Source organism: Nocardia sp. NPDC050413, from assembly GCF_040655475.1.
GTDB lineage: Bacteria > Actinomycetota > Actinomycetes > Mycobacteriales > Mycobacteriaceae > Nocardia > Nocardia coubleae.
This window is the reverse complement of record NZ_JBFAJZ010000002.1, coordinates 711,018-735,353: the sequence shown is the minus strand read 5'-3', so window position 1 is coordinate 735,353 and position 24,336 is coordinate 711,018. Positions and strand designations below refer to the sequence as shown.

Here is a 24,336-nt window from a genome sequence, read left to right as displayed (position 1 = left end):
CTGAGGGCGTTCGACCAGGTCACGCCGCGAAGTCACGGAACAGCAGCACCGAAAGGCCGAGTCCGGCAGCGAGGTTCACCAGCACCGCCGAACCGAACACCGCGATCGGCCGCCACCCCGCCTCGCGCAATCCGCGCAGCGAGAATTCCAGGCCGATGGACACGAAGGCCAGGATCAGGAACCAGGTCCGCAGGTCGTTGACGATCGCGATGTGCGCGGCACCGGTCTTCTTGTCGACCGATTGCAGGTACAGGGTGCCGATGATCGACGCGGCGACGAACCCGAGCACGAATTTCGGGAACCTGGCCCAGAATTCACCGAGGCTCGGGCGCGCGGCACCCGGCGTGCGGTCCACCCGGAACGCGAACCACGCCGTGAGCGCGATCGCGACGAGTCCGATCAGCGCGTTCTGCGTAGTCTTGACGATCGTCGCGATCTGCAACGATTCCTCACCCGCGAGCGCACCGGCGGCGGCCACCGCGGCTGTGGTGTCGATATTGCCACCGATCCACGCACCCGCGACCGCATCCGAAAGCCCGAGAAGGTCGGCGAGCCAGGGCAGCAGGAAGATCGACGGCAGCGCGAAGATGATCACCAGCGAGGCCGCGTACGCGATCTGTTCACGCCGCGCCTGCACCGCTCCGGCCGCCGCGATGGCCGCGCTCACCCCGCAGATCGACACCGCGGACGACAGCAGGGCGCGCAGTTTGTCATCGAGCCCGAGCACCCCACCGAACCACCAGGTGAATCCGAAAACGATGGTGATCAAGGCCAGTGCCTGCACGATCGCGGGCGCCGCCGCCGTCACCAGAATCTTCAGATTGACAGACGCACCGAGCAACACCACGCCGGTCTTGATGAAGAACTCCGTCCGGAATCCGGCCGAAAGCCGATCCCGCAGACCGAGTTTGGAGAGCACCACGTTGCCGATCAAGCCGATCGCAATCGCGTACACCGGGTACTCGATGGTCTTCGCGACCCGCTTCAACGGCGTGTCGGCCGCCCACTGCGGCACCTGCGTGTCGAAGAATCGTGTCAGCGCGCCGAGGACGAGTACAAGGAGTATTCCGGCGGCGATATCGGCACCCGTCGTCCGCGTATTACCCTGCACCGCCGCGGTTTCGGACGTCGTCTTCACCTCGGCCATCACGGCACCAGCCAATCGGGAACAGCTCCCACCAGCACGAGACCGATCAGCACGAGACCGACAACGGTCGCCGCCCAATCCTCGTTCCACCTGAAAGCACTACCCGGCCTCGGCTCGGTCTCTGCTTGCGACACTGTGACTCCTTGCGTTCCTCATCGAGAACCGCAAACTAACCGCGCCACCCGCCGACACACACCGATTACACTCACCCTGAACCGATCTCGACCGATCGACCACCGGGCTCACGACCTCGGCATTCACTCCCTCCCCCACCGGTAATGGAAAGTTCCCTAACCCCGCCATCAGAATGGAGGGCGATATTTCCCGAATTCGGGAACATTTGGTATGTGTCACCCGCCGAGTGGGCAGGTCTCGAAGCAGAACTGTCGGAACTGTACGACCGCACCGGGTTGCATAGGTTTGTCCGGTACTCCGATATTGCCGAAACGACCCTTGGGAAGTTTCTCTCGGAGAGATTTCTTCCCTCGTCGAGGTTGTCATCCCGATCACTCGATCAGATCGGCAGGGGCGATAGCCGGTGATAGCACGGGTATAGGCCTGATCTGGGATCCCGATGTGGCCATGCCTATGGGGACCTGGTCTCGATTAGGATGAGCTCGACCCCATAGATTGCGCAACATTCCAGTTCCCGACGTCGCGAAGATGACGAATGGGACCCTGAAGCCGTTGCCACACAAGGGAAGACACATTTCGGTTAGGCGGCCTTCGAATTAACCCAAACGCGACGCAAATACCAAAGCGGAGGCGACGTTCCTCTTCTTCCTGCAGGCGGCGCTTTTCTTCGCGCTCGACCTACTCCTTCTCAATCTTCTCTTCGTGCTCGTTCTTGTTCGACGTGTTCGCCCCGATCATGGAATGGCCGGACAAAATTGTCGTCCGGCCTACGCCTGGGGGTGGTCGGCGGCGGCTGTCGTGGCGATGTGTGCAGGAGCGGTCTGCCCATGTACGCGGCCCATGCAGCGAGCATGGACAACGCCGCGGCAGGCATCGATATCAGACCGATCTCGCTCATCTGCTTCAGCCACTCGGGCGCCGCGCTGCCTTCGCTGTCGACTCCGAGCATCTTCGACACCGGGGACTGCCACGCGGCGTTGTCGCCGCCGTCTGCCAGGAACCAGCAGAACAACGTCAGACTCAGCAGATGCACCCAGAGCGCGAGCACCACAAATCCCTGCCGAACGCGGGAGGCGGACAGGAATCGCGCGTCGACGACGAGTCCCTTGGCGATCCACAACCCTGCACCGAGACACCCCAACCACACCGGTGCCCCGAAGAAGATGAAGAAGGCGAACATCCACCCGGCGGGCCCGTACCCCCGGACGACCCAGTCGGCAATGGGAACCACGCCCACCGCACCGGCAGTGATCCACCTGATCCAGCGCGACATCGAACAACCCCTCCGCCCACAGCCCGCGCCGACTCCCCCGGGCCGAATCCTTCTATCGACTCTACCGGCGAACATCGCTGACGGGCCCGCCGTGGCCGAGCCCGTGAGTGGGGGCGTACCGATGCCAGGAATCTAAAGAGGCCCTCACCTGCACGAACAGGTGAGGGCCTGGACAACAAATCAGCTCAGAAAGCTCGGCAGGAGCGGATGTCGGTGGCGAGGATGGCCTTGGCACCCAGTTCGGCGAGACGGTCCATCAGCTCGTTGCCCTGCTTACGGGGGACCAACGCGCGGACGGCGACCCAGTCGGGATCGCGCATGGGCGAGACGGTCGGTGATTCCAGGCCGGGGGTGATGGCGGCGGCTTGGTCGAGCAGCGACTTGGGGCAGTCGTAGTCGAGCATCAGGTACTGCTGGGCGAACACCACGCCCTGGATGCGGTTGATGAGCTGGTTGCGGGCGCGGTCGTCGCGGTCGGCACCTGTGCGCTCGATGAGCACGCCCTCCGAGTCGCACAGGGACTCGCCGAAGGCGACGAGGTTGTGCTGACGCAGGGTGCGTCCGGAACCGACCACGTCGGCGATGGCGTCGGCCACGCCGAGCTGGATGGAGATCTCGACGGCGCCGTCGAGGCGGATCACCTCGGCGTCGATGCCGAAGCGGGCCAGGTCGGCGCGCACCAGGTTCGGGTAGGAGGTGGCGATGCGCTTGCCCGCGAGGTCTTCGACCTTCCAGTCCTCCCCGGCGGGGGCGGCGTAGCGGAAGGTGGAGCGACCGAAGCCGAGGGAGAGGCGTTCGGTGACCGGGGAACCGGAGTCCAGGGCCAGGTCGCGGCCGGTGATGCCGAGGTCGAGCTCGCCGGAGCCGACGTAGATGGCGATGTCCTTGGGCCGGAGGAAGAAGAATTCGACCTGGTTGGCGAGGTCGAGGACGGTGAGGTCACGGGAGTCGGTGCGTTTGCGGTAGCCGGCCTCGCTGAGGATGGAGACGGCGGATTCCGACAGCGAGCCCTTGTTGGGAACTGCGACGCGCAACATGGAAGGTGGTCCTTTCGGGGATGACGGGAGGAGTGTCGAACCGGACGGATCAGCCGTCACAGATGTCGGTACACGTCCTCGAGCGTCAGCCCGCGACCCACCATCATCACCTGGACCCAGTACAGCAACTGGGAGATCTCCTCGGCGAGGGCCTCGTCGCTCTCGTGCTCGGCGGCCAGCCAGATCTCACCGGCTTCCTCGAGCACCTTCTTCCCCTGGAAATGCACGCCCGCGTCCAGCGCGGCCACGGTGCCCGACCCCTCGGGACGGGTCTTGGCACGCTCGGTCAGCTCGGCGAACAGGGACTCGAAGTTCTTCACGATCAACGATTGTTTCACACGATGCACAGCGGTTTTCCCGCGCACCACGGCCCGGGCGGGGCCGGGGTGCGCGGGACGGGCGATTACGCCGCGAGCAACTCCCGCAGTTCGGCTACCGCCGTACGCAGGTGGTCGGCGAACGCGTACATCTGATCGGCCACCGACTTCGGCGTGGCCAGGTAGATGTTCCAGCGGTCCGGCAGCAGCACGTAGGCGATGCCGATACAGCGCGGGCTGGTGGACCCGAAACCGAAGTAGCGGATGTACTGCGAGGGAGCCGAGCTGGTCGACAGGTAGTCGTCACGCATGACGGTCCAGCCGGGGCTGTCGAACAACGCGATCCGCTCACCGTCCACACCGAGCTCGGCACCGCGGCGGCGCTGGATCCACTCGAGCTCCCACAGGTGCTGCTCGGGTGCCTGGCCGGCCTGGCATTCCTTGGCGCGGTTCACGTGCGCGGCGGCGGCGGTGCGCGCGGCGGCGAGCTTCGTCTCCTGGTCGGCCCCCGGATCGACCATGGCGTCGACGAAGGCCACCATCTCCGGTGTCACCACCCGCATGGCCTCGGTGCGGCCGTTGCGAAACTGACGGGTCGCGATGGACTCGTAGGTCGCCCCGGTGATGCCCTTGCTGCGCCGGTGCGCGAGCTGATAACTCAACTGCGCGAACGCGTCCGGTGAGATGCCGAGCTTCTTGGCGTCGGCGGTGCCGAAGTCGTCGAACGACACCAGCGAGGTGGCGGTGTCGGCGGCGAACTTCGCGAAATCCGCTCCGGCGGCGGCGATATCGGCCCGCGCCGCCGAGTCGAGCTCGAACTCGACCGGCTCGACGGCGGGCAGTCCCTGCGCCTTGGCGCCGCTGGTGGCGGCGTGGTCGTCGGCGCCGCGTTCGAGCAGCGCGTCGACGAACGACAGCACCGTTGTGCCGTCGAGCCCGCAGTGCTCGATATTGATGCCTGCCTGGCCGTCGGCGAAGACGATGAACGACACCGACTTGTCGAAGTAGCGGTTGCCGCTGTCGCCGTGCAGGAGCTGATCGCAGGCGTGCAGTTCGTCGCGGGGCGCGAAGTCCTCGAGGCACACCGAGAACAGTGCGGTCTCGATGGCGTCGAACGCCTCCACATTGGCGGGCACGGTGCGCAGGGCGGCCCGGCTGCGGGCCCATTCGGCGCGCGCCTTGGTGGTGAGATGACCGACCGAGGTATCGGTGGCGGCCGGCTTGGTGCCCGCCTTGATCACCGCACGCAGCCCGTCGACGAGGTCGGAGAACGCGTACGGCGCACCGTCGGCCCCGACCACGTCCATCCGGAAGATGTTGCCGCGGTAGAAGACCGCGATGTGGCGGGCGTCCGATGGCCCCGGCCATTCGTCGCTGTAGGGCTTGCGAACGCTGTCCTGCACCTCTCCGGGAATCCGGGTCTCAGAGAACAGGTATTTGTTCTGCCACATCGACAACTGCTGTCCACGCTGGGTGACCGGCGGGATCTTCTCCGCGTCCAGGGCCAGCTTGTAGTCGACAGCGGCGCCGATGAGCGCGGCGGCCCGCTCGGCCTGCCCCGCCGGCGTCGACGACGCCAGCGGCGTGTCGTCGCGGAACAGGAACACGAAGTTGGCGTTGAGCGCGATCCGGTCGCGGCGGCCCAGGTAGCGGGAGGGCCAGAACTCGTCGAGCCAGCTGCCGACGCCAGGTGTGGCGTCGTATTCGGCCAGCGCGGCGTGCAGGGTGCGCCCGGCCCCACCGGGGCGCAGCAGCTCGGCTACCGCGCCCTCGGTGGTGGCGTATTCCTCGGCGCCGAGCAGCGGAGCGCACCACTGCAGGAACCGCGCGCAACTGTCTTCCAGTGTCGGCAGCGGAACCCGGGGCAGGGTGTCTTCGGCGGCGAACGTGGGTTGGTTCAATCCAGATCCTCAGGTCTCGATGGGATGCGGGCGGGACAGGAACAGGTTGGCGTAGAGCCAGCCTTCGGCTTCGTGATCGGTGGTGTCGATTCCCTTGGCCGCCAACGCATCGAGTACCTGCTGACGTTCCTGCGCCGAGGCGAAGCGACGCTGCTGGAACATACCGGGCCGCTGCTCACTGCGATAGCCGAGCGCGGCGAGTTCGGCGGCGATGGGATCGAAGTCGAACATACGCAACACGAAGTGCGCCATCCACGGTCGCTTGTGTGGATCGGCTTGCGCGACCCTGGACAGGGTTTTCTCGGTGATGTAGCCGACGCATCCGGTGGAGATCACCAGATCGGCGGAGGCGAGCACACGTCGCTGTGCCTCGGTGGGCTCGGTGGCCTCGAGGTCGGCGTGCACATAGTCGTGCAGGAGTCCGGCGGCGTGGGCGTAGGTCAGCGCCGGGCGTGCGGCGTCCATCCCGATGAAGCGTACGTCGGGCATCAGGTCGGTGCGTAACCGCTCCCGGTCCGCCGCGATGAGGCCGACGCGGTCGGTGTCGGCGTGGTCGCGGTAGTGCGTGGCCAGCTCGTCGACGGTGGTGTCGGTCCGCAGCAGCGCCGCGTTCACTCCATAGGAGCAGCCCAGGTCGAGCACCGTCGGGATGCGGTCCGGGCGCGCGGCGCGCAGCTGGCGCAACTGCTCGGCGAAATGCGGCTTCGCCAGTTCCGGGATCCGGTAGTCCAGCTCGTTCATGCGCGCGAAATACGCACGCGGGTCCGGACTCTCGTAGATGTCGTCGAAGGATGCTTTACCGGTGGTGTGCAACGGAACGGACATGGGTTCCTCTCAGTCGAGCAGTCGGTCACCTCGGACGGCGGCGGCCGCGGCGGCCACGTGATCGGGTAGCACACGGCCGAACAGCTGCCTGGTGCGTTCGACAGTGCCGATCACCCCTGGCCGGTCCGTGTAGGCGAAGATCGCCGAATGTCGTTGTCCGGCACCGGTCACCTCGGTGACGCGGTGCAGGGAGAAGCGGCCCTTGAACAGTTGCAGGTCGCCCGGGCGCAGCTCGAGCGCCCGGATGAAGCGCCCGCCCTCGCCGGTGAGCACGGCCCGCACGTCGTCGAGATTCTCGGCGTGCGGGTCGCGGATGTTGGGGCAGTACTCGAAGACACCGCCCGAGTCGGGGCGGCGGGTGAGCATGCTGACGGTGAATTCGTTGGTGTCGAAATGCCAGGGGTGCGACATGCCCGGCTCGACCACGTTCAGGCACAGCCCGGCCAGCGGGTCGGCGAATTCGTGCAGCTCGTCGAGTTCGAAGCAGTCGGCGACGAAGCGCTGGAACACGGGGTCGGTGTAGAGGCGCTGGATCAGCGCATCGGTGGGGATGTGGTCGCGGGCGACGAAGGCGTTGCCCCGGTCGAGCACGATGCGCGCCGGGTGATCGGCGGGCAGGTCGGCGTCGAGCGGGATGTTGTAGGCATTGACCCGCTCCACCTTGTAGTGGGCGTGCGGGGCGATGGCCTCGCCCTCGGCGCGCAGGGTGTCGAGCAGCTGCGGGCGGATGAATTCCCGCAGCACGGTACAGCCGTCCTCGGCGAGTTCGGCACGGGCCGCGTCGATCGCGGCCTGTCTACCCGGATCACCCGGATCGGTGAGTGGATACCGTGCGATGTCGACGATTTCGTCAAGCCCCCGCGTGCCTGTCATGGAAACAGTTTGCGCGAAAATTCTGTGACACGCCCGGGATTCGGTCGAATCAGCCAATCCCGAACAGATCACAGGGAGGTGAATTCATCTGTGCCACAACAGTTTTCGCAAATTCCACTCCGATGACGGAATTATCACGGTAGGCTATTACGCCCTATCACGCGGTGGCAGTGGCCCGTTCGTCCCGTGCGGCGAAGGCGGCGCGCAGGTCGGCCACCGACAATCCGTTCAGTGATTCCCTGAATACCCGCCCGGCGACCTCGGGAACCTCGATTTCGCAGGGAATCACGATCACCGCGCAGCCGGCACCCTGCGCGGCCAGCGCACCGGTCGGCGAGTCCTCCAGCGCGACACAGTCGGCCGGATCGACACCGAGCAGTTCGGCCGCGCGCAGGTAGATGTCGGGTGCGGGCTTGCCGTGGGCCACCTCGTCACCGCAGACCGACAGGTCGAAGAAGTGCCTGCCGAGGGTGTCGAGGCCGTACTCGGTGAGCGAGCGTTTGGTGTTGGTCACCAGCGCGCAGCGCAGACCCGCCGCGCGCACCATGTTCAGCGCGTCGAGCGCGCCGGGGCGCCACGGGATGGGGCCGAGCATCAGTTCGGTGACGCGCTGTTCGAGGAACTCCCCCGCCGCCGCGATCACCTGCGGGGTCGCGGTGACGCCGATGCCGTCGAAGAGCATGCGCAGCGCATTGGGTCCCGAAGCGCCGATGAGGGAGTGGCGCAACTCGTCGCTCATCTCGTGGCCGTGTTCGCGGGCCAGCTCGCGCACCGCGATGTCCCACAGCTTCTCCGAATCGAGCAGCGTGCCGTCCATGTCCCACAGCACCGCGGCCGGTCGCGCGCTCACGTGTTCACTCGCCTCGTTCTCGTCGTCTCGCCGGCACCAGCGCTCGCGGGGCCCGGTCAAGCCTAACGGGTTCGGCTCATACCCCTGATCCGGCGATCTGGAGGTTGCCCGCGTCGCCGGTGACCTGGATCCAGCGGTTCTCCGAGCTCACCGACCCGTTGGTGAGGTGATAGGTGAGCGAGACGACCGCGCGATCGGGGCCGCTGGGGGTGATCGATCCGACAGTCACCGAGCGCACCGTCGACCAGAACGACGAGTACTGGCCGAAGCCGCCGGTCTGGGCCTGGTAGCCGGGGGCAAGGCGCGACCAGGCGCCGCTGGTGTTGCCGGGCAGCATCCCGTAGTAGCTCGCGATGAACTGGTTGATGCGTTCGGGCGTCGGTGGGCCGAACGGTGTCGTGGTGATGGTGGTCGTGGTGGGGCGCGGGGTGGAGGTCGCGCTGCTCGTGGCCGGGGTGGAGGTGGGTGCGGTGGTGACCCCGGACGGCGGCGGCGCCGAGACGGTGATCGTCTCCTGCTCGGGCACGATCACCACGGTGCTCACCTTGCCGTCGACCATGGTGGTGACCGTGACGGGTGAGGGCGGGTCCTGCGCCTGCTGCCCGGCGTCACCGCCACGGTCACGGGTGACGACAAGGACGACCAGCATCACCGTGAACGCGGCGACGGCGGCGGCGAGCAACAGCACGGCGCGGTTGTTCGACGAATCGGTCCGCGGCGGCGCGACAGGGAAGGCGGGCGGCCTGCCCGACGAATGCCCGCCGATATCACCTACACCACCGATGAATTCGGTCGCGGCGGCGGAGTCGATGTCGTTCGCCGATGCCGCGGCGTCCTGGACCCGCGGTTCGGCCGGGGGCGGTGGTCCGACCAGGCCCGCGGGGCCCGACGAGCCGCCGGTGATCGCGGAGCGGGCCGCCTTGGCGAGAGCCAGACCGCTGCCGAGCAATCCGGCCGCCTTCACTCCCCCGCTCTCGGGTGCGGGCGATTCGGCAGGCGTCTCACCGAGCGCGAGCACCTTGGTCGCGGTGGCGGGCAGCGCCGGAACACGCCCTGCCGCAACGTCTTCCAGCGCACGCCGCGCCTGTGCCATGGTCGGGCGCTCGGTGTCGTCGGCGGTGAGCAACCACATCAGCACCGGTCCGAGCGGGCCCGCCTTCTTCGGCTCGGACACCACCCCGCGCGCGACGGCGTGCAGGACAGCGAGGGGATTGTCGCCCTCACCGAACGGCGGCGCGCCCTCGACGGCGGCGTAGAGCGTGGAACCGAGGGCGAACACGTCGGCGGCCGGCTTCGGGTTGTCACCGCGGGCGATCTCGGGCGCCAGATAGGCGGGGGTGCCCGCGAGGAAACCCGTCGCGGTGACGGTGACATCGCCGGTGGCGTGCGAGATGCCGAAGTCGGTGAGCTTGACGGTGCCGTCGTCACCGACGAGCAGGTTGGCCGGTTTCACATCGCGGTGCATGATCCCGGCGTCGTGCGCGGCGGACAACGCCGCCGCGGCCTGCGCGCCGATTCCGGCCACCTCGATCGGTGACAGCGTCGCCCCGCCGGAGATCTTCACCGCGAGGCTCGGCGCGTTCATGTATTCCATGACCAGCCAGGGCTGGCCGTCCTCTTCGGCGACATCGAAGACGGTGATGGCGTTGGGGTGGTGCAAGCGGGCGGCGATGCGGCCCTCACGCATGGCCCGCAATTTCGCTTCCAGCGCTTGGGTTCCGGTGAGACCCGGCGCGAGCAGCACCTGCTTGACCGCGACGGTGCGCCGCAACCGGACGTCGGTGGCGCGCCACACCACGCCCATCGCACCCGTGCCGATCGGGTCGGTGAGTCGATAGCGTCCCGCGATCAACCGATCCGATGTCATAACGTGTGCCCCTCCTGCTTACCGCCGAGTCGTCCAGCCCTCCGCGCCACAGCGGGATGAAACTTCCGAAAATCCTACGTGCCTCAGTGCTTCGATTCCGTTGCCGACCATCGACCACCATGGTCGACCCGCCTGGTTCGTGATCAGATTCACAACGGGCACAGTACGAATCGGGCCGGTCCGAGGTGGACCGGCCCGATCACCGAACACCGATGTCAGGCGTTGAAGTACTTCGCCTCGGGATGCAGCAGGACGAAGGCGTCGGTGGACTGCTCGGGATGCAGCTGCAGTTCTTCCGACAGCGTCACCCCGACCCGGCCCGCGTCGAGCAGGTCGACGAGCTTGGCGCGGTCCTCGAGGTCCGGGCAGGCACCGTAGCCGAAGGAGTACCGCGCACCCCGGTAGCCGAGCTTGAAGTAGTCCTGCACATCGGCCGGGTCGCTGTCGGCGACCGGCTGCCCGTCGATGCTCAGTTCCTCACGCACCCGGCGGTGCCAGTACTCGGCCAGCGCCTCGGTGAGCTGCACGCCGATACCGTGCACCTCGAGGTAGTCGCGGTAGCTGTCGCCCGCGAACAGGGCGTTGGCGAAGTCGGCGATGGGCTGGCCCATGGTGACCAGCTGGAAGGGCAGCACGTCGACCTGACCGGTCTCGCGGGCCTTGTCCCGCGAGCGGATGAAGTCGGCGATGCACAGGAACCGGTCACGCTGCTGACGCGGGAAGGTGAACCGATACCGTTCGGGTGCATCGGGTTCCGGCTCGGTCAGCACGATGACCTCGTCGCCCTCCGACACCGCCGGGAAGTACCCGTACACCACGGCGGCGTGCTGCAACACGCCCTCGGTGGCCAGCCGGTCGAGCCAGTACCGCAGCCGGGGGCGGCCCTCGGTCTCGACCAGTTCCTCGTAGCTCGGGCCGTCACCAGCACGCTGCCCGCGCAGACCCCACTGCCCGAGGAACAGGGCCCGCTCGTCGAGCAGACCCGAATACTCCGCCAGCGGAAGGCCTTTCACCACACGCGTGCCCCAGAACGGCGGGGTCGGCACCGGCTGATCGGCGGCCACGTCGGAACGCTCGGGCACCACGATGGGCGCCTCGGCGGCCTTGCGCTCGGCGGCGATCCGCTTGGACCGTTCGTGGCGGGCCTTGCGCTCGGCGGCCTTCTTCTTCGCCTCGATCGCCTCGGGGCTGTCGGGGTCGAGGCCACCGCCGCGCTTGACGGTCATGATCTCGTCCATCAACCGCAGACCCTCGAAAGCGTCACGCGCATAGTGCACCTCACCGTCGTAGACCTCGGTGAGGTCGTTCTCGACGTAGGAGCGGGTGAGCGCGGCACCGCCGAGGAGCACCGGGAACTGCTCGGCCACGCCCTTGGCGTTGAGCTCGGCCAGGTTCTCCTTCATCACCACGGTGGACTTCACCAGCAGGCCGGACATGCCGATCACGTCGGCCTTCTTGTCCTGGGCGGCGTCGAGGATGGTGGCGATGGGCTGCTTGATGCCCAGGTTCACCACTTCGTAGCCGTTGTTGGACAGGATGATGTCGACCAGGTTCTTGCCGATGTCGTGCACATCGCCCTTCACCGTGGCCAGCACGATACGGCCCTTGCCCGAGTCGTCGGTGGCCTCCATGTGCGGTTCCAGGTGCGCCACAGCGGTTTTCATCACCTCGGCCGATTGCAGCACGAACGGCAGCTGCATCTGGCCCGAACCGAACAGCTCACCGACGGTCTTCATGCCCGACAGCAGCGTCTCGTTGATGATCTGCAACGGCGGCACCGACTTCATCGCCTCGTCCAGATCCTCGCCGAGACCGTTGCGTTCACCGTCGACGATGCGGCGTTCCAGGCGCTCGAACAGCGGCAGCGCGGCCAGCTCCTCGGCGCGCGAGGCCTTCGACGACGCGGTCGACACGCCTTCGAACATGGCCATCAGCTTCTGCAGCGGGTCGTAGTCCTCGCCGCGGCGGTCGTAGATCAGGTCGAGGGCGGTCTCGCGCTGCTCGTCGGGGATCCGGCTCATCGGCAGGATCTTCGAGGCGTGCACGATGGCCGAGTCGAGCCCGGCCTCCACGCACTCGTGCATGAACACCGAGTTCAGCACCTGCCGGGCGGCCGGGTTCAGGCCGAAGGAGATGTTGGACAGACCGAGGGTGGTCTGCACCTGCGGGTGGCGGCGCTTGAGTTCGCGGATCGCGTTGATGGTCTCGAGACCGTCCTTGCGCGACTCCTCCTGGCCGGTGCCGAGGGTGAAGGTCAGCGTGTCGATGATGATGTCGGACTCGGCCAGCCCCCAGTTGCCGGTGATGTCGGCGATCAACCGCTCGGCGATGGCGACCTTGTGGTCCGCGGTGCGGGCCTGGCCCTCCTCGTCGATGGTCAGCGCGACCACGGCGGCACCGTGCTCGGCGACCAGCGCCATGATCTGCTGGAACCGCGACTCGGGACCGGCACCGTCCTCGTAGTTCACCGAGTTCACCGCGCACCGGCCGCCCAGGTGCTCGAGCCCGGCCTGCAGGACCGCGACCTCGGTGGAGTCGAGCATGATCGGCAGGGTGGACGAGGTAGCCAGGCGCGAAGCCAGCTCGTTCATGTCGGCGGCGCCGTCGCGGCCCACGTAGTCGACGCACAGGTCGAGCATGTGGGCGCCGTCGCGGGTCTGGTCCTTGGCGATCTCGAGGCAACGCTGCCAGTCGGCGTCCAGCATCGCGTCGCGGAAAGCCTTGGAGCCGTTGGCATTCGTGCGCTCACCGATCATCAGGATCGAGGCGTCCTGCTCGAACGGCACGGCGGTGTACATGCTCGACACGGCGGGTTCGTGCTCGGGGTGACGGCGATCGCCGATCGGCGGCAGCGTCTTCTCGACCTCGCGCACCGCCTCGGCGACCTGACGGATGTGCTCGGGCGTGGTGCCACAGCAACCACCGACCATCGACAGCCCGAACTCGGAGACGAAACCGCTCATCGCGACGGCCAGTTCCTCGGCGGTGAGCGGGTACTCCGCGCCCTTGGCACCGAGTACCGGCAGACCGGCGTTCGGCATCACCGACACCGGAATGGTGGCGTGGCGCGACAGGTGCCGCAGGTGCTCGCTCATCTCGTCGGGCCCGGTGGCGCAGTTCAGGCCGATCATGTCGATACCGAGCGGTTCCAGCGCGGTGAGCGCCGCACCGATCTCGCTGCCGACGAGCATGGTGCCGGTGGTTTCCACCGTCACATGGGTGATGATCGGGATCCGGCGACCGGCGGCGAGCATCGCCCGGCGGCTGCCGGTGATCGCGGCCTTCACCTGCAACAGGTCTTGGCAGGTTTCGATGAGGATGGCGTCGGCGCCGCCGTCGAGCATGCCGAGCGCGGCCTCGGTGTAGGCGTCGCGCAGCGCGGCGAACGGTGCATGGCCCAGCGTCGGCAGCTTGGTACCCGGACCCATCGACCCGAGGACGTAGCGCGGGGTGCCGTCGGCTGACGGACCCATCTCGTCGGCCACCTCGCGGGCGATACGGGTGCCGCGCTCGGACAGGTCGCGGATCCGGTCGGCGATGTCGTAGTCGGCGAGGTTGGGCAGGTTGCACCCGAAGGTGTTGGTCTCCACCGCGTCCGCGCCCGCCGCGAAGTACGCGCGGTGGATGTCGGCGAGGACATCGGGGCGGGTGTCGTTGAGGATCTCGTTGCATCCCTCGAGGCCGCGGAAGTCGTCGAGCGTGAGGTCCGCGGCCTGCAACATCGTGCCCATCGCACCGTCGCCGATGACGACACGGCGTCGCAGCGTGTCGAGGAGCGTGGTATCGAAAGTGGTGGGCAAGGACGCAGGCATGGTTCAAGACTAGTGGGCGCCTCCGACACACGAGACCACTGTCGGTGATCCAGTGGCCCGGGCCACACAACACGCAACCCTGCCGGTCGCCACAAAACAATTGGCACAAGACACTAGGCTGACCTGGTGGATGCCAGTGAGACCCCCGAGACGGAACTGCCGACGTTGCGCAATCCCGTGCTGGTCGCGGCCTTCGAGGGCTGGAACGACGCCGGAGACGCCGCCAGTGGCGCGGTCGAACATCTGGAGTTGCTCTGGGACTCCGAGCCGCTGGCCGAACTCGACTCCGAGGACTATTACGACTACCAGGTGAACCGGCCGACCGTGCGTCAGGTCGACGGGGTGACCAGGGAGATCCAGTGGCCATCGACCATGCTGTCGGTGTGCTCGCCGCCCGGCAGCGACCGCGACGTGGTGCTGCTGCGCGGTATCGAACCCAATATGCGCTGGCGCAGCTTCTGCAACGACCTGCTCGAGTTCATCGAACAGCTGGGTGTGGAGACGGTGGTGATCCTCGGCGCGTTGCTGGCCGACACGCCACACACCCGGCCGGTGCCGGTCACCGGTTCGGCCTACAGCCCGGAGGCCGCCGAGCGATTCAACCTGGAACAGACCCGCTACGAGGGTCCGACCGGGATCACCGGTGTGCTGCAGGACCAGTGCGTGAAGGCAGGCGTGCCCGCCGTGTCGTTCTGGGCCGCGGTGCCGCACTACGTGTCGCAACCGCCGAATCCGAAGGCGACGATCGCGCTGCTGCACCGGGTGGAGGAAGTCCTCGACATCGAGGTGCCGCTCGGCGAGCTGCCTGCTCAAGCCGAGGAGTGGGAGGCCGCGGTGAACGAGATGACCGTCGGCGACGAGGAGATCAGCGAATACGTGCGCTCGCTCGAGGAACGGGGCGACGCGGCACTCGATCTCAACGAGACGATGTCGAAGATCGACGGTGACGCGATCGCCGCGGAGTTCGAGAAGTACCTGCGCAGGCGCGGGCCGGGAAGCTTCGGGCTGTAGACCCGACGCACCGGCCCGCTCGGGCCGCCGCCGTCAGGATGGTGGTTCGGTGTCGGAGGCCGTCATCTCAGCGCTCCAGGGTGAGGACTTGGGCGGCGGCCTCGTGCGCCAGCTTGGCGATCAGCATGTCACGCGGAATCGTCTGCCCGGCAAGGTGATCGAGCGACGGGACCACCACGTGGTGCGCGTCGGCCCGCTTCAATTCCTGGGTGAGTTCGGCGAAGGCCGCACCGTCACCCGCGGTCGATTCATGGAACGTCGCGGCGAAACACATCCCCGCCGTAGCCGCGAGGCTGCGTAGCGCATCCTCCAATTGATCGCCCTGGCCCTCGGCCAGATCGTCACGCAAGTATCCATAGATCAACGCTTCCACCCGAACCTCCGTTGGATTGGGATCGCTGTTCTGTTGTCGGATCCCCCCGCGCGGCGCCAGCCGCCGCGCGGGGGTACTGCGTTGCCTCGCAAGCTCTCCTGCGGGGCGGGTGATCGGTCCGGCCGAGCACCTACTTACAGCATGCGCATTCGTCCTCCGTTGTAGCAGATGTCAAACCGATGACATCTACGTGCCCTATCCGGGACGCCGAACGTTAACTGGTGGAATACTACGGCCGTGACCGCAACTGATGATCGACCCGTCTGGGCTGTCCGGATGCGCTCGGAACGTGACGCGAGGGGATGGTCGCAAGCCGACGCCGTCCGCGCGATGCGTGCCAAGTCCTCACACAACCTGCCGACGGACAGTACTCTGCTGCGCAATTGGCGCCGCTGGGAGTCCGGTGAATCACGACCCGACGAGTTCTACGCGCCGATCATCGCGGCCGCGTTCGACACCGTCCCCGCCGCGTTCTTCCCCAAGTCCCGTCCCAACCGCGATGACGAGCTGTTATCCGCAACCGGTATGGACACACTCGAATTCATCGGCAGGCTACGCATGTCCGATGTCAACAGCGCCACCCTCGACGCGGTGCGGATCACCGCCGAACGGTTGTGCTGCGAGTACGCCTACGCCGACCCGCACGAGCTGCACGCCGAGGGAACCGCGTGGTTGCGCCGGATCACCTCGCTGCTCGACGGCCGCCTCACCCTGAGCCAGCATCGGGAAATACTCGTACTGGCCGGCTGGGTGGCGTTGCTGGTGGGTTGCGTCGATTACGACCTCGGCCACCGGGCGGGCGCGGAAGCCACTCGGCGGGCGGCGGATTCGCTCGGCCGCGAGGCGGGCAACCCCGAAATCGTGGGCTGGGCGGCGGAGATGTCGGCGTGGTTCGCGTTGACCCAGGGCAACTTTCGCGGCGCCATCGACGTCTCCGAGAAGGCGATGGCGGGGACCACGTCGATGGGTGTCGGGGTGCAGCTGGCCGCGCAACGCGCCAAGGGCTGGGCGCGCCTGGGCGATCGCCGGGCGGTGCAGACCGCGCTCGACGAGGGCCGGGCGATTCTGGCGCGGATGGGCCATCCGGCCGATCTGGACAACCACTTCGTCGTCGACGCAACGAAATTCGACTTCTACGCCATGGACTGCTGCCGGGTGGCCGGGCAGGACCGGTTGGCGGAACGCTATGCCCAGCAGGTGATCAAGGATTCGACGCGACCCGACGGCAGTGTGCGCAATCCGATGCGCGTGTCCGAAGCCCGGCTCACGCTCGCGGTGGTCGCGGTGCGTGATCGCGATCTGGAGCGCGCGGTGGAGGAAGGTGTCGCGGCGTTCACGGCGGGCCGCAAGTCGCTGCCGTCGCTGGCCTGGATCGCGGGCGAGGCGGCGCGCGAGATCATCGAACGCTTCCCCGGTGATCCGCGCACCCAGTCGTTCCTCGAGCAGTTGCGCTCGCTCAACGTCGGGTGAGCGCGGCGGCGATGCCACGCCGATCCGGGGCGGGTCGGTCGGAGCAGTGCTCGGTCACCACTAATCTGTCTACGGTGACCGACCACCGCGCCGACGGCCTGCCCAGCGCCGTCCCTGCCCTGTGGGACGAGCGGCTGCGGTTGTTCTCGTTCGCCACCGCCGAGAAACGCGCCGACTACCTGCGGGTTCTGCGCGCCTTCGACAGTGCGCGCGCGGCGTACGTGGTGTTGCTGCACGCCGACGATGTCGCCGAGTGGATCGCCAAGGCCGAGGCGGGCACGCAGGGTCCCGCTCCGGCGGGGGTGCCGCTGTCGGCGGCCGAGATCGGTCCGCTGCTCGAGCAACTGCACCGCTGGGGTGTGCTCGAGCGCAGCTACGACGGCACCCGGGCGGCCACCCTGGCCGAGTACCGCAACCGGCACTACGTGTACCAGTTCGCGCAGGCCGGTTTCCAGGCGTATCAGGCGGTGACCGGGGTGCTGTCCGCCCGGATGGAGGACGCGTCGCTGTCGCGGTTGGTGCTCCCCGAGCTCCTCGCGGACCTGCGCACCCTGGCGACCGCCAATCGCGAGGGCGACGCCGAGCGGGTCTACACCACCCTGCGCAGGCTGGACGCCGCACTCACCGACATGGCGGCACGCGCCGCGCACTTCTATCTGTCGCTGGGCGACCTGGTGCGGACCACCGAGATCACCCCCGAGTCGTTTCTGGCGCACAAGGATGCGCTGCTCGCGCACATGCGCGAATTCAGCATGGATCTGGCCCGGTTCGCGCCTCGCCTGGCCGCCGCGATCGGCGAGGTGGAGGACACCGGGGTCGAGGCGTTGATCGGTCGGGCGGCCGGGTGCGACGAGCGGGTGCTGCTGAGTTCCGTCGAAAGGGAGACGGATTGGCGGGCCCGCTGGGACGGGTTGCGCACCTGGTTCGTCGCGGGCACCGAGCCGGGCGAGTCGTGCGAGGCCGACCGGCTGCGGGAGGCGACGATGAGCGCCATCGCGGCCGTGTTGTCGCTGTTGCGCCGGGTCACCGAGACCCGCCGGGGCGGGATCAGCCGGGAATCGGCGCTGCGCCACCTGGCGGCGTGGTTCGTCGCCACCCCCACCTCGGGCAGTGCGCACGCCCTCTACGACGCGGTGTTCGGCCTCGGCAAACCACGGCACCTGTCGCTGGAACACCCCGACGCCGACCTGGTCCCGGCCGACCGATCCTGGTGGGACGCACCACCTTTGGAGATCTCCCGTACCCTCGCCGAAACCGGCCGAGCCCCCGCCGCCGGCGCGCCCGCCCGGATCTCACGCAACGACGCCGGGGTGCGCCGCCTGCGTGAGGCGCAACTCGCCGCCCAGCGCGAACGCGCGGCAGCCGCCGCGTCCCTGGCCACCGGCAACGTGCACGAACGAGTACTCGACCAGCGCGAGACCGAGGTGCTGCTGCGCCTGCTCGACGCGGCCTCCACAGCCTGGGTGCCGGTGAGCGGACGGGTCGAGGGCACAACGGGTTCCGACAACGGCGTCACCCTGACGGTTCGCCCGTGCGACGGGTCGACGGTCATCCGCACGGCGGCGGGATTGCTCCACTTGAACAACCGCCGCCTCGAAGTACAGGGTTCGACGGGGCGGAGGGCCAAGCGGTGAAGCGGCAGCGGATCGATGCGCTCGCGCTCGACAGCTATCAGCGGGCGGTCCGGGTGATGCTGGCCAATCACCTTGTCACGCGGGTGTATCCGGATCGGATCGCCTTGCCGCTGATCCGGCGGTGGGCGACCGAACTGCGCGAGGACATGGCCGAGCTGTTCGGGTATCGGGTGGAGATCACCGAGACCACCGCGCGGCTGTATCCGGTGCATGATCGGCTCGAGGATGCCCGGCCCGCGCGCAGTGTCAACGATCGGGTGTTCGATCGGCGGCGCTATGCCTATCTGTCGCTGGCGTTGGCCGCGTTGGGGCGGGCCGGGGATCAGATCACCCTGTCGGAACTGGCAGAGCATGTCGCCGATTACGCGAGCCGCATCGATGGGCTCGAACTGTCCACCGAGCGGGCGGCCGATCGTGACGCCTTTGTCGACGCCGTCAGTTGGCTCGGCGCGCGCGGCGCGTTGACCCTGGCCGACGGTGACGCGAGCGGGTGGGCCAGTGACCCCGACGCGGGTGAAGCGCTCTACGACATCGACCGCCCGGTGGTTTTCGCGCTGTTCCGGCCACCGCGGGCATTGCAGCACCTGCACAGCGTGCGCGGTCTGCTGGCCGAGGACACCGACGTGGCGGCCGACGTCGCTCGCCGGGTGCGGCGCGCGCTGGTGGAGCGGCCGGTCGTGTATCTCGCGGATCTGACGCCCGGTGAACGGGCGCTGCTCGGCCAGGAGCGCCTGATCGGTGAGGTGGAGTACTGCACCGGGCTGCGGGCCGAACGTCGGGCCGAGGGCGTCGCGCTCATCGACACGTCGGGTCGCCTGTCGGATACCCGGTTCCCCGGCACGGGCACCCTTGCCCAGGTGGGGTTGCTGCTGATCGGCGAGATCGCCGACGCGGTGCTGGATCTGGACAACCCGCTGCCACATCGCCCACTGCCCGACCTCGATCCGGCCGAGGAACTCCTCGACCAGCTCGACACCGCGATCCCCGAGGCCGGGGTGTTCGTCCCGCTGGCCGACGAAACACCCGACCCGGCAACGGGTTCCGACGACGAGATCGCCGAGGAACCCGACACCTATCCATTCCTCGACGATGCGTGGGTGCGCACCACCGTCACCGCGCTCACCGATCGCTACGGTGCCACCTTCGCCGCGCAATGGCAGGCCGACGCCGCCGGCCTCACCGCCGAGGTACTGGCCTTGCTGACCAAGTTGCGGCTTATCCGGCCCGTCGAGGACGGTCTGCTCGTACTGCCCGCGCTGGCCAGATACCGGGGTGCGGTCGTCACGGTACGGGTGCGCAAGACCGAGGAATTGTTCGTCACCGCCGCTGATGTCGGCACCGGAGTGGGAGGGAGCTGAGCAGATGACGCTCATTCACGGCGGAGTGCGATTCGTCCCGACCCGCGCGGGCATCGTCAACCTGTGGGACTACCGCGACCAGGAGTTCTGTTTCGCCGACGGACGCCTGGTACTGCGCGGACCCAACGGTTCCGGCAAGACCAAGGCCCTCGAGGTGCTGTTCCCGTTCGTGCTCGACGGGCGGATCGAGCCGCGCAGGCTCAATCCGTTCGCCGGTGAGGAACGGACCATGAAGTCGAATCTGCTCTACCGCAAGCAGGAATCGGCGTACTCGTACGTGTGGATGGAATTCGCGCGCGGCAGCTGGGAAGATCCCGAGGTCGTCACGGTCGGTATCGGGATGCGTGCCACCCGGTCCTCGGACAAGGTGACGCGCTGGTATTTCGTCGCCGACGGCCGTGCGGGGGTCGACTTCTCGCTCATCGGCCCCGACGACCGCCCGCTCACCCGCAAACAGCTCGCCGAACAGATCGGCAGCGACGCCATCGTCGACCGCCCGGTCGAATACCGGGCCGCGATCGACGCCCGCATGTTCGGGCTCGGCATGCAGCGCTACGACCAGCTCATCAACCTGATCCTCACGCTGCGCCGCCCGCAGCTCGCCAAGAACCTCGACCCGCGCGGGTTGTCCCAGGCCCTCACCGACGGTCTGCGGCCCCTCGACGAACAGCTCATCCTCGACGCGGCGCGTTCGTTCAGCGATATGGAGGAAGTGGGCCGCACTCTCGACGGGCTGGTGCAGGCCGACACCGCCACCCGGCGCTTCGTCGATGTGTATCGCAAATACCTCGCGGTGCAAGCGAAATCGGATGTCGATCAGGTGCGCACCCGGCTCGACGCCGTCACCAATGCCTCGACCGCCCTGTTCGCCGCGACCGCCTTACGCACCCGCCGCGACGCCGACCGCGCCGCCGCCGAGGCTCGTGCCGAAGAGGCCGACCGCGCCTACGAACAGGCCATCGCCGACCGCGAGAACCTGCAGCGCTCCAGCGCCTACGAGGGCAAACAGCAACTCGACGACCTCGCCGACGCCGTCCGCCGACTCGAAACCTCCGCCGCCGTCCACCGCGACAAGGCCGCCGAAGCCGCCCAGACCTTGCAGCGCCGCGCCGAAGAAGCCGAGAAGGCGGCCGAAGCGGTACGCACGGCCGCCGCCGCGCTGGTACGCGGCGAAGAAGCCCTCCGATCGGCCGCCGAGGAAGCGGGCATCGAATGGACCACGCCCGGCACCGACGGCCGAGGCGACCAGTTCACCGCCGCTGTCCGCGGCCACGCCGAGGAACGCGACGCCGACGTGCGCGCGGTCCGCAAGGCGGTGAGCAAGTGGGAATCCGCCGCCGCCGACCGGACCCGCGCCGAACGCCTCGCCGAACGCGCGGTCGAGCTGCGTGACGCCGCAGCCGCCGAAGTCGCCCACGCGGAAGCCGCGGTTGCCCTGGCGCGCAAGGAGTCTGCCGCGAACCTACGGGCCTGGTGGAAAACCAACTCCGGTGTCCTCGCCGGCCTCGCTGATGACGCCGGACTGTTCGAGGCGCTGGAAACCGCCTTCGCCGGTGCCGGAGTAGAAGATATTCCCTCTGCCGCAGAGGTTTTGACGGAGCGAATCGAGCCGCTACGTGAGCAGCTCCGCACCCGTCGGCAGGAGGTGCGGGCGCGCGCTGATGCCGCCGCCGCGCGCCGCGACGCACTTACGGCCGAACGCAAGCAGATCGCTGCTGAAAACGATGACGCCCCTCCGTCGTCGCCGGCAAGAACCGGTATGCGCGAGGGACTTCCGGGCGCTCCGCTGTGGAAGCTGGTGCGGTTCGGCGATGGGGTGTCCGCGCAGGAGGCGGCGGGAATCGAGGCCGCGCTTCAGGCCGGAGGTCTGCTCGACAGCTGGATCTGCGGGCCGAACCTGCCCGACGAGGTCGAGTCGGACCACTTCCTGCTCCCACTGCCCCTCGACCAGCGCCCGACCGGTCGCACCCTCGCCGATGTTCTTGTGGTGGAGGAGAATACGGCGGAGGTCGAGGTCCCGAGGGACACGGTCGCTGCCGTGCTCGCCTCCATCGCCCTCGACGAACTCCTCCCTGAATCGGACAGCTCCGCCCCTACGGCAGCCGACGACCACTCAGGCTACGAAGCCGCCGAGACGCACCCGGCGCCGACCACGCCGGCCCGAGCAGACTCCGCACCAGGCGCAGGCGGAGCGAAATCGACGACAGTCGCGGCGACGGGTGCGCATCGCGCCGGTGTTGCGGACGGCGAAGGCATGGGACGGACCATGCCAGGCGCCACGCTGAGTGCGCTGACCGCCGAGGCCGGCCACGTGGTGATCGGAACAACGGGCCACTTTCGACTGGGTGTCCTGGTCGGCAGGCATCACAAGATCGAGGCCGAGTTCATCGGTGCGACCGCGCGGGCGCGCAGGCGCGCGTTGCGGCTTGCCGAGATCGAGGCGGCGATCGAGGCGGCCGGCGCGGAATACGAGGCGGCTCGGGCCGAAGAGTCTTCGGCGGCAGCGCAATTGGCTGAGCTCACCGCTGCGGTGAAGTCGTTGCCACGACCTTCGGCGGTGATCGCCGCACTTCGGGCGGTCGCGGAGACCGCAGGGCTGATGCGGTCGCGGGTGGAGGCGGCCGCGCAGGCCGAGCGGGAGCTCGATCTGGCGGTGGCCGAGGTGGCCGCCCAGGACAAGAAGGTGCGGGCGGCGGCGCAGGCGCATCGCACGCCGCGTGAGGCACGGGAACTCGACGCGCTGGCCGCGGCGATCCGGCATTTCGAGAACACCGGCACCGGGCTGTTGCGGTTGCGTGCCGAGCACGAGCGGGAACGTGAGCGCGAACGGGAGGGCGCCGATCGGCACGACGAGGCCCGTGCCCTCGCGGAGGCGTTCGCCGAGGAGGCCGAGGCGGCCCGCGCCGGATATACCGAGCAGCAGCGCAAGCTCGAGACGCTGCGAGAAGCGTTGGGCGCCAGTGCTGCCGACATCGACCGTGAGCTGGATGCGGCACGCGCGGCCATCGAAGCCGCCAAAGCCGAGCAGCGGGCCGCGCGCAAGGCGGCCAATGCGGCGATCGAGGCGGTGGGTGATGCGGAAGCGGCGTATCGCACGGCGCACGAGGCGCTCGCCACGGCGCTCACCGAGGTGCTCGCCGAGGTGCGGTCGCTGGCTCCGTACGCGCGGCCCGACCTGCTGAGCCTGCTCGGCGCGTCGGTCGAACACCGGTGGCCGAGCAGCGAGGCCGCCTGGTCGACACCCGAGCAGCTGCAGTACCGCATCGTCGCCGCGGGCCCGGAAACCGATCCGGTGGTCTTGCCGGACGAGGTGGCGGCCATGTTCGCCGACCTGGATGCCGTCACCGCACAGGTTCGCGCCACCGAGGCCGGGCGCAAGTCCACCCGATCGGCGGTGACCAGCGCACTACAGGAGTTCGACGCCGCGCTCACCGCCTCCGGCCGCGACTATCGCCTGCACTGGGACGCCGCCGACGGGCTCACCGTGGTGGCCGTGCACGACGAGAACGGCCAGACCGCGCTCGCCGATTTCGCGGCGCGCATCGACGCCGCACGCCGCGACCAGGAACTGTTGCTCACCGACGCCGAACGCCGCATCCTCGAGGACGCGCTACTCACCGGCTTGGCCCAGCAGATCCACGAAAGAACGACGGATGCAAGGGAACTCATCTCCCGCATGGGCACGGAGATGAAGCAGCGGCGGATGTCGTCGGGCAACACCATCGGCGTGCACTGGGTACTGGCCGACGGTCTGTCGGAGGCGGCGCGCGCCATGTGCAAGCTGCTCGACCGCGACACCTCGGCACTGAGCCCGGACGATCTGGGTGCGGTCCGCGCACATTTCGCGGCCGAGATCCGGGCCGCCCGCGCCGCCCACCCGGAACGCTCCTACCCCGAAATCCTCGCCGCCACCCTGGATTACCGGTCGTGGCGGGTGTTCTCGTTCACGCTGATCTCCGGCGACGGCTCCGAGGACAAGCTCACCGTCGCCCGCCACAGCGCGCTCTCCGGTGGTGAGCAGTCGGTGTCACTGCACCTGCCGTTGTTCGCCGCCGCCCACGTGATGCTCGATTCCGCCGACCCGCAGGCACCGCGCCTGCTGGCGCTGGACGAGGCCTTCGCCGGCGTCGACGACAACGGCCGCAGCGAATTGCTCGGCCTCAGTGTGCAATTCGACCTCGACCTGTTCATGACCGGCTACGACCTGTGGATCACCTACCCACACGTCCCCGGCTGCGCTCACTACGACCTGGCCCACTCCACCGCCGAGAACACCGTGAGCGCGACCCTTCTGGTGTGGGACAGCGGCGAACTCCTCGCCGAACACGACGGCGGCGACCTCACCACCGCCCTCGGCTCCCCCAACCGCCGCCGTCTCCCCAACACGATCGAAGGCGGCCTCACGTTGGAAGGGATGCCAGGAGAACCGGCGTCGGTCGGCTGAGATCACTGT

The 24,336-nt window shown here is 68.2% G+C and carries 17 protein-coding genes; 5 read left to right on the top strand and 12 right to left on the bottom strand.

Features of this window, described 5'->3' with window-relative positions; all coding sequences use genetic code 11:
• Positions 1–19 precede the first annotated feature (19 nt).
• The 11 genes from AB0I19_RS09390 to metH all read right to left on the bottom strand — a co-directional run bounded on the left by AB0I19_RS09390 (position 20) and on the right by metH (position 14,037).
• Complete coding sequence (locus AB0I19_RS09390; protein ID WP_357146484.1) at positions 20–1,147, bottom strand: putative sulfate exporter family transporter; 1,128 nt, start codon at positions 1,145–1,147, stop codon at positions 20–22.
• The gene (locus AB0I19_RS09385; protein ID WP_357146481.1) at positions 1,147–1,281 is read right to left on the bottom strand and encodes a hypothetical protein; all 135 of its coding nucleotides are present in this window, start codon (positions 1,279–1,281) and stop codon (positions 1,147–1,149) included. The genes AB0I19_RS09390 and AB0I19_RS09385 overlap by 1 nt, the downstream gene beginning before the upstream one ends.
• Before the next feature lie 689 nt (positions 1,282–1,970).
• Entirely contained in the window at positions 1,971–2,555 is a 585-nt protein-coding gene (locus tag AB0I19_RS09380; protein ID WP_357146479.1) for a hypothetical protein, read from the bottom strand.
• Positions 2,556–2,740: 185 nt separating this feature from the next.
• Positions 2,741–3,592, bottom strand: coding sequence for an ATP phosphoribosyltransferase (gene hisG, locus AB0I19_RS09375; RefSeq protein ID WP_181699061.1), 852 nt, complete (start codon positions 3,590–3,592; stop codon positions 2,741–2,743).
• 56 nt (positions 3,593–3,648) lie between these two features.
• The gene (locus AB0I19_RS09370; protein ID WP_067492188.1) at positions 3,649–3,912 is read right to left on the bottom strand and encodes a phosphoribosyl-ATP diphosphatase; all 264 of its coding nucleotides are present in this window, start codon (positions 3,910–3,912) and stop codon (positions 3,649–3,651) included.
• 83 nt (positions 3,913–3,995) lie between these two features.
• Positions 3,996–5,810 (bottom strand): choline/carnitine O-acyltransferase, encoded by a 1,815-nt coding sequence (locus AB0I19_RS09365; protein WP_357146475.1) that lies wholly within the window; start codon positions 5,808–5,810, stop codon positions 3,996–3,998.
• A 9-nt stretch (positions 5,811–5,819) separates the two neighbouring features.
• Positions 5,820–6,635: a class I SAM-dependent methyltransferase gene (locus tag AB0I19_RS09360; RefSeq protein ID WP_357146472.1), complete on the bottom strand. Its 816-nt coding sequence runs from the start codon at positions 6,633–6,635 to the stop codon at positions 5,820–5,822.
• A 9-nt stretch (positions 6,636–6,644) separates the two neighbouring features.
• Positions 6,645–7,508 carry an arpA protein gene (locus AB0I19_RS09355; RefSeq protein WP_356981920.1) on the bottom strand — a complete coding sequence of 288 codons (864 nt, stop codon included), beginning with the start codon at positions 7,506–7,508 and terminating at the stop codon, positions 6,645–6,647.
• A gap of 157 nt (positions 7,509–7,665) precedes the next feature.
• Positions 7,666–8,358 (bottom strand): HAD family phosphatase, encoded by a 693-nt coding sequence (locus tag AB0I19_RS09350; RefSeq protein ID WP_357146470.1) that lies wholly within the window; start codon positions 8,356–8,358, stop codon positions 7,666–7,668.
• Positions 8,359–8,434: 76 nt separating this feature from the next.
• A complete protein-coding gene (locus AB0I19_RS09345) occupies positions 8,435–10,225 on the bottom strand; it encodes a protein kinase (RefSeq protein ID WP_357146467.1) in 1,791 nt (596 codons plus the stop codon).
• A 215-nt stretch (positions 10,226–10,440) separates the two neighbouring features.
• Complete coding sequence (metH, locus tag AB0I19_RS09340; protein ID WP_357146464.1) at positions 10,441–14,037, bottom strand: methionine synthase; 3,597 nt, start codon at positions 14,035–14,037, stop codon at positions 10,441–10,443.
• Positions 14,038–14,163: 126 nt separating this feature from the next.
• Between metH and AB0I19_RS09335 the strand changes: the two genes are divergently transcribed.
• On the top strand, positions 14,164–15,048 hold the full coding sequence (locus tag AB0I19_RS09335; RefSeq protein WP_067492062.1) for a PAC2 family protein: 885 nt from the start codon (positions 14,164–14,166) through the stop codon (positions 15,046–15,048).
• A gap of 67 nt (positions 15,049–15,115) precedes the next feature.
• Here AB0I19_RS09335 and AB0I19_RS09330 read toward each other — a convergent pair whose 3' ends face one another.
• Entirely contained in the window at positions 15,116–15,421 is a 306-nt protein-coding gene (locus AB0I19_RS09330) for a hypothetical protein (protein ID WP_067492061.1), read from the bottom strand.
• A gap of 237 nt (positions 15,422–15,658) precedes the next feature.
• On the opposite strand from AB0I19_RS09330, the gene AB0I19_RS09325 reads away from it, so the two are divergent.
• From AB0I19_RS09325 to AB0I19_RS09310, 4 genes are all read left to right on the top strand, one after another.
• Positions 15,659–16,891: an XRE family transcriptional regulator gene (locus AB0I19_RS09325; RefSeq protein WP_357146461.1), complete on the top strand. Its 1,233-nt coding sequence runs from the start codon at positions 15,659–15,661 to the stop codon at positions 16,889–16,891.
• A gap of 74 nt (positions 16,892–16,965) precedes the next feature.
• A complete protein-coding gene (locus tag AB0I19_RS09320; RefSeq protein WP_357146458.1) occupies positions 16,966–18,525 on the top strand; it encodes a TIGR02677 family protein in 1,560 nt (519 codons plus the stop codon).
• Positions 18,522–19,883 (top strand): DUF2398 family protein, encoded by a 1,362-nt coding sequence (locus AB0I19_RS09315; RefSeq protein ID WP_357146455.1) that lies wholly within the window; start codon positions 18,522–18,524, stop codon positions 19,881–19,883. The genes AB0I19_RS09320 and AB0I19_RS09315 overlap by 4 nt, the downstream gene beginning before the upstream one ends.
• Positions 19,884–19,887: 4 nt before the next feature.
• Positions 19,888–24,327, top strand: coding sequence for an SbcC/MukB-like Walker B domain-containing protein (locus AB0I19_RS09310; RefSeq protein ID WP_357146453.1), 4,440 nt, complete (start codon positions 19,888–19,890; stop codon positions 24,325–24,327).
• The last annotated feature ends 9 nt before the right edge of the window (positions 24,328–24,336 follow it).

Coding starts and splice junctions, on each gene's coding strand:
- AB0I19_RS09345 (WP_357146467.1), bottom strand. CDS start 10,225: ATGACATCGGATCGGTTGATCGCGGGACGCTATCGACTCACCGACCCG.
- AB0I19_RS09310 (WP_357146453.1), top strand. CDS start 19,888: ATGACGCTCATTCACGGCGGAGTGCGATTCGTCCCGACCCGCGCGGGC.
- AB0I19_RS09380 (WP_357146479.1), bottom strand. CDS start 2,555: ATGTCGCGCTGGATCAGGTGGATCACTGCCGGTGCGGTGGGCGTGGTT.
- hisG (WP_181699061.1), bottom strand. CDS start 3,592: ATGTTGCGCGTCGCAGTTCCCAACAAGGGCTCGCTGTCGGAATCCGCC.
- metH (WP_357146464.1), bottom strand. CDS start 14,037: ATGCCTGCGTCCTTGCCCACCACTTTCGATACCACGCTCCTCGACACG.
- AB0I19_RS09390 (WP_357146484.1), bottom strand. CDS start 1,147: ATGGCCGAGGTGAAGACGACGTCCGAAACCGCGGCGGTGCAGGGTAAT.
- AB0I19_RS09355 (WP_356981920.1), bottom strand. CDS start 7,508: ATGACAGGCACGCGGGGGCTTGACGAAATCGTCGACATCGCACGGTAT.
- AB0I19_RS09360 (WP_357146472.1), bottom strand. CDS start 6,635: ATGTCCGTTCCGTTGCACACCACCGGTAAAGCATCCTTCGACGACATC.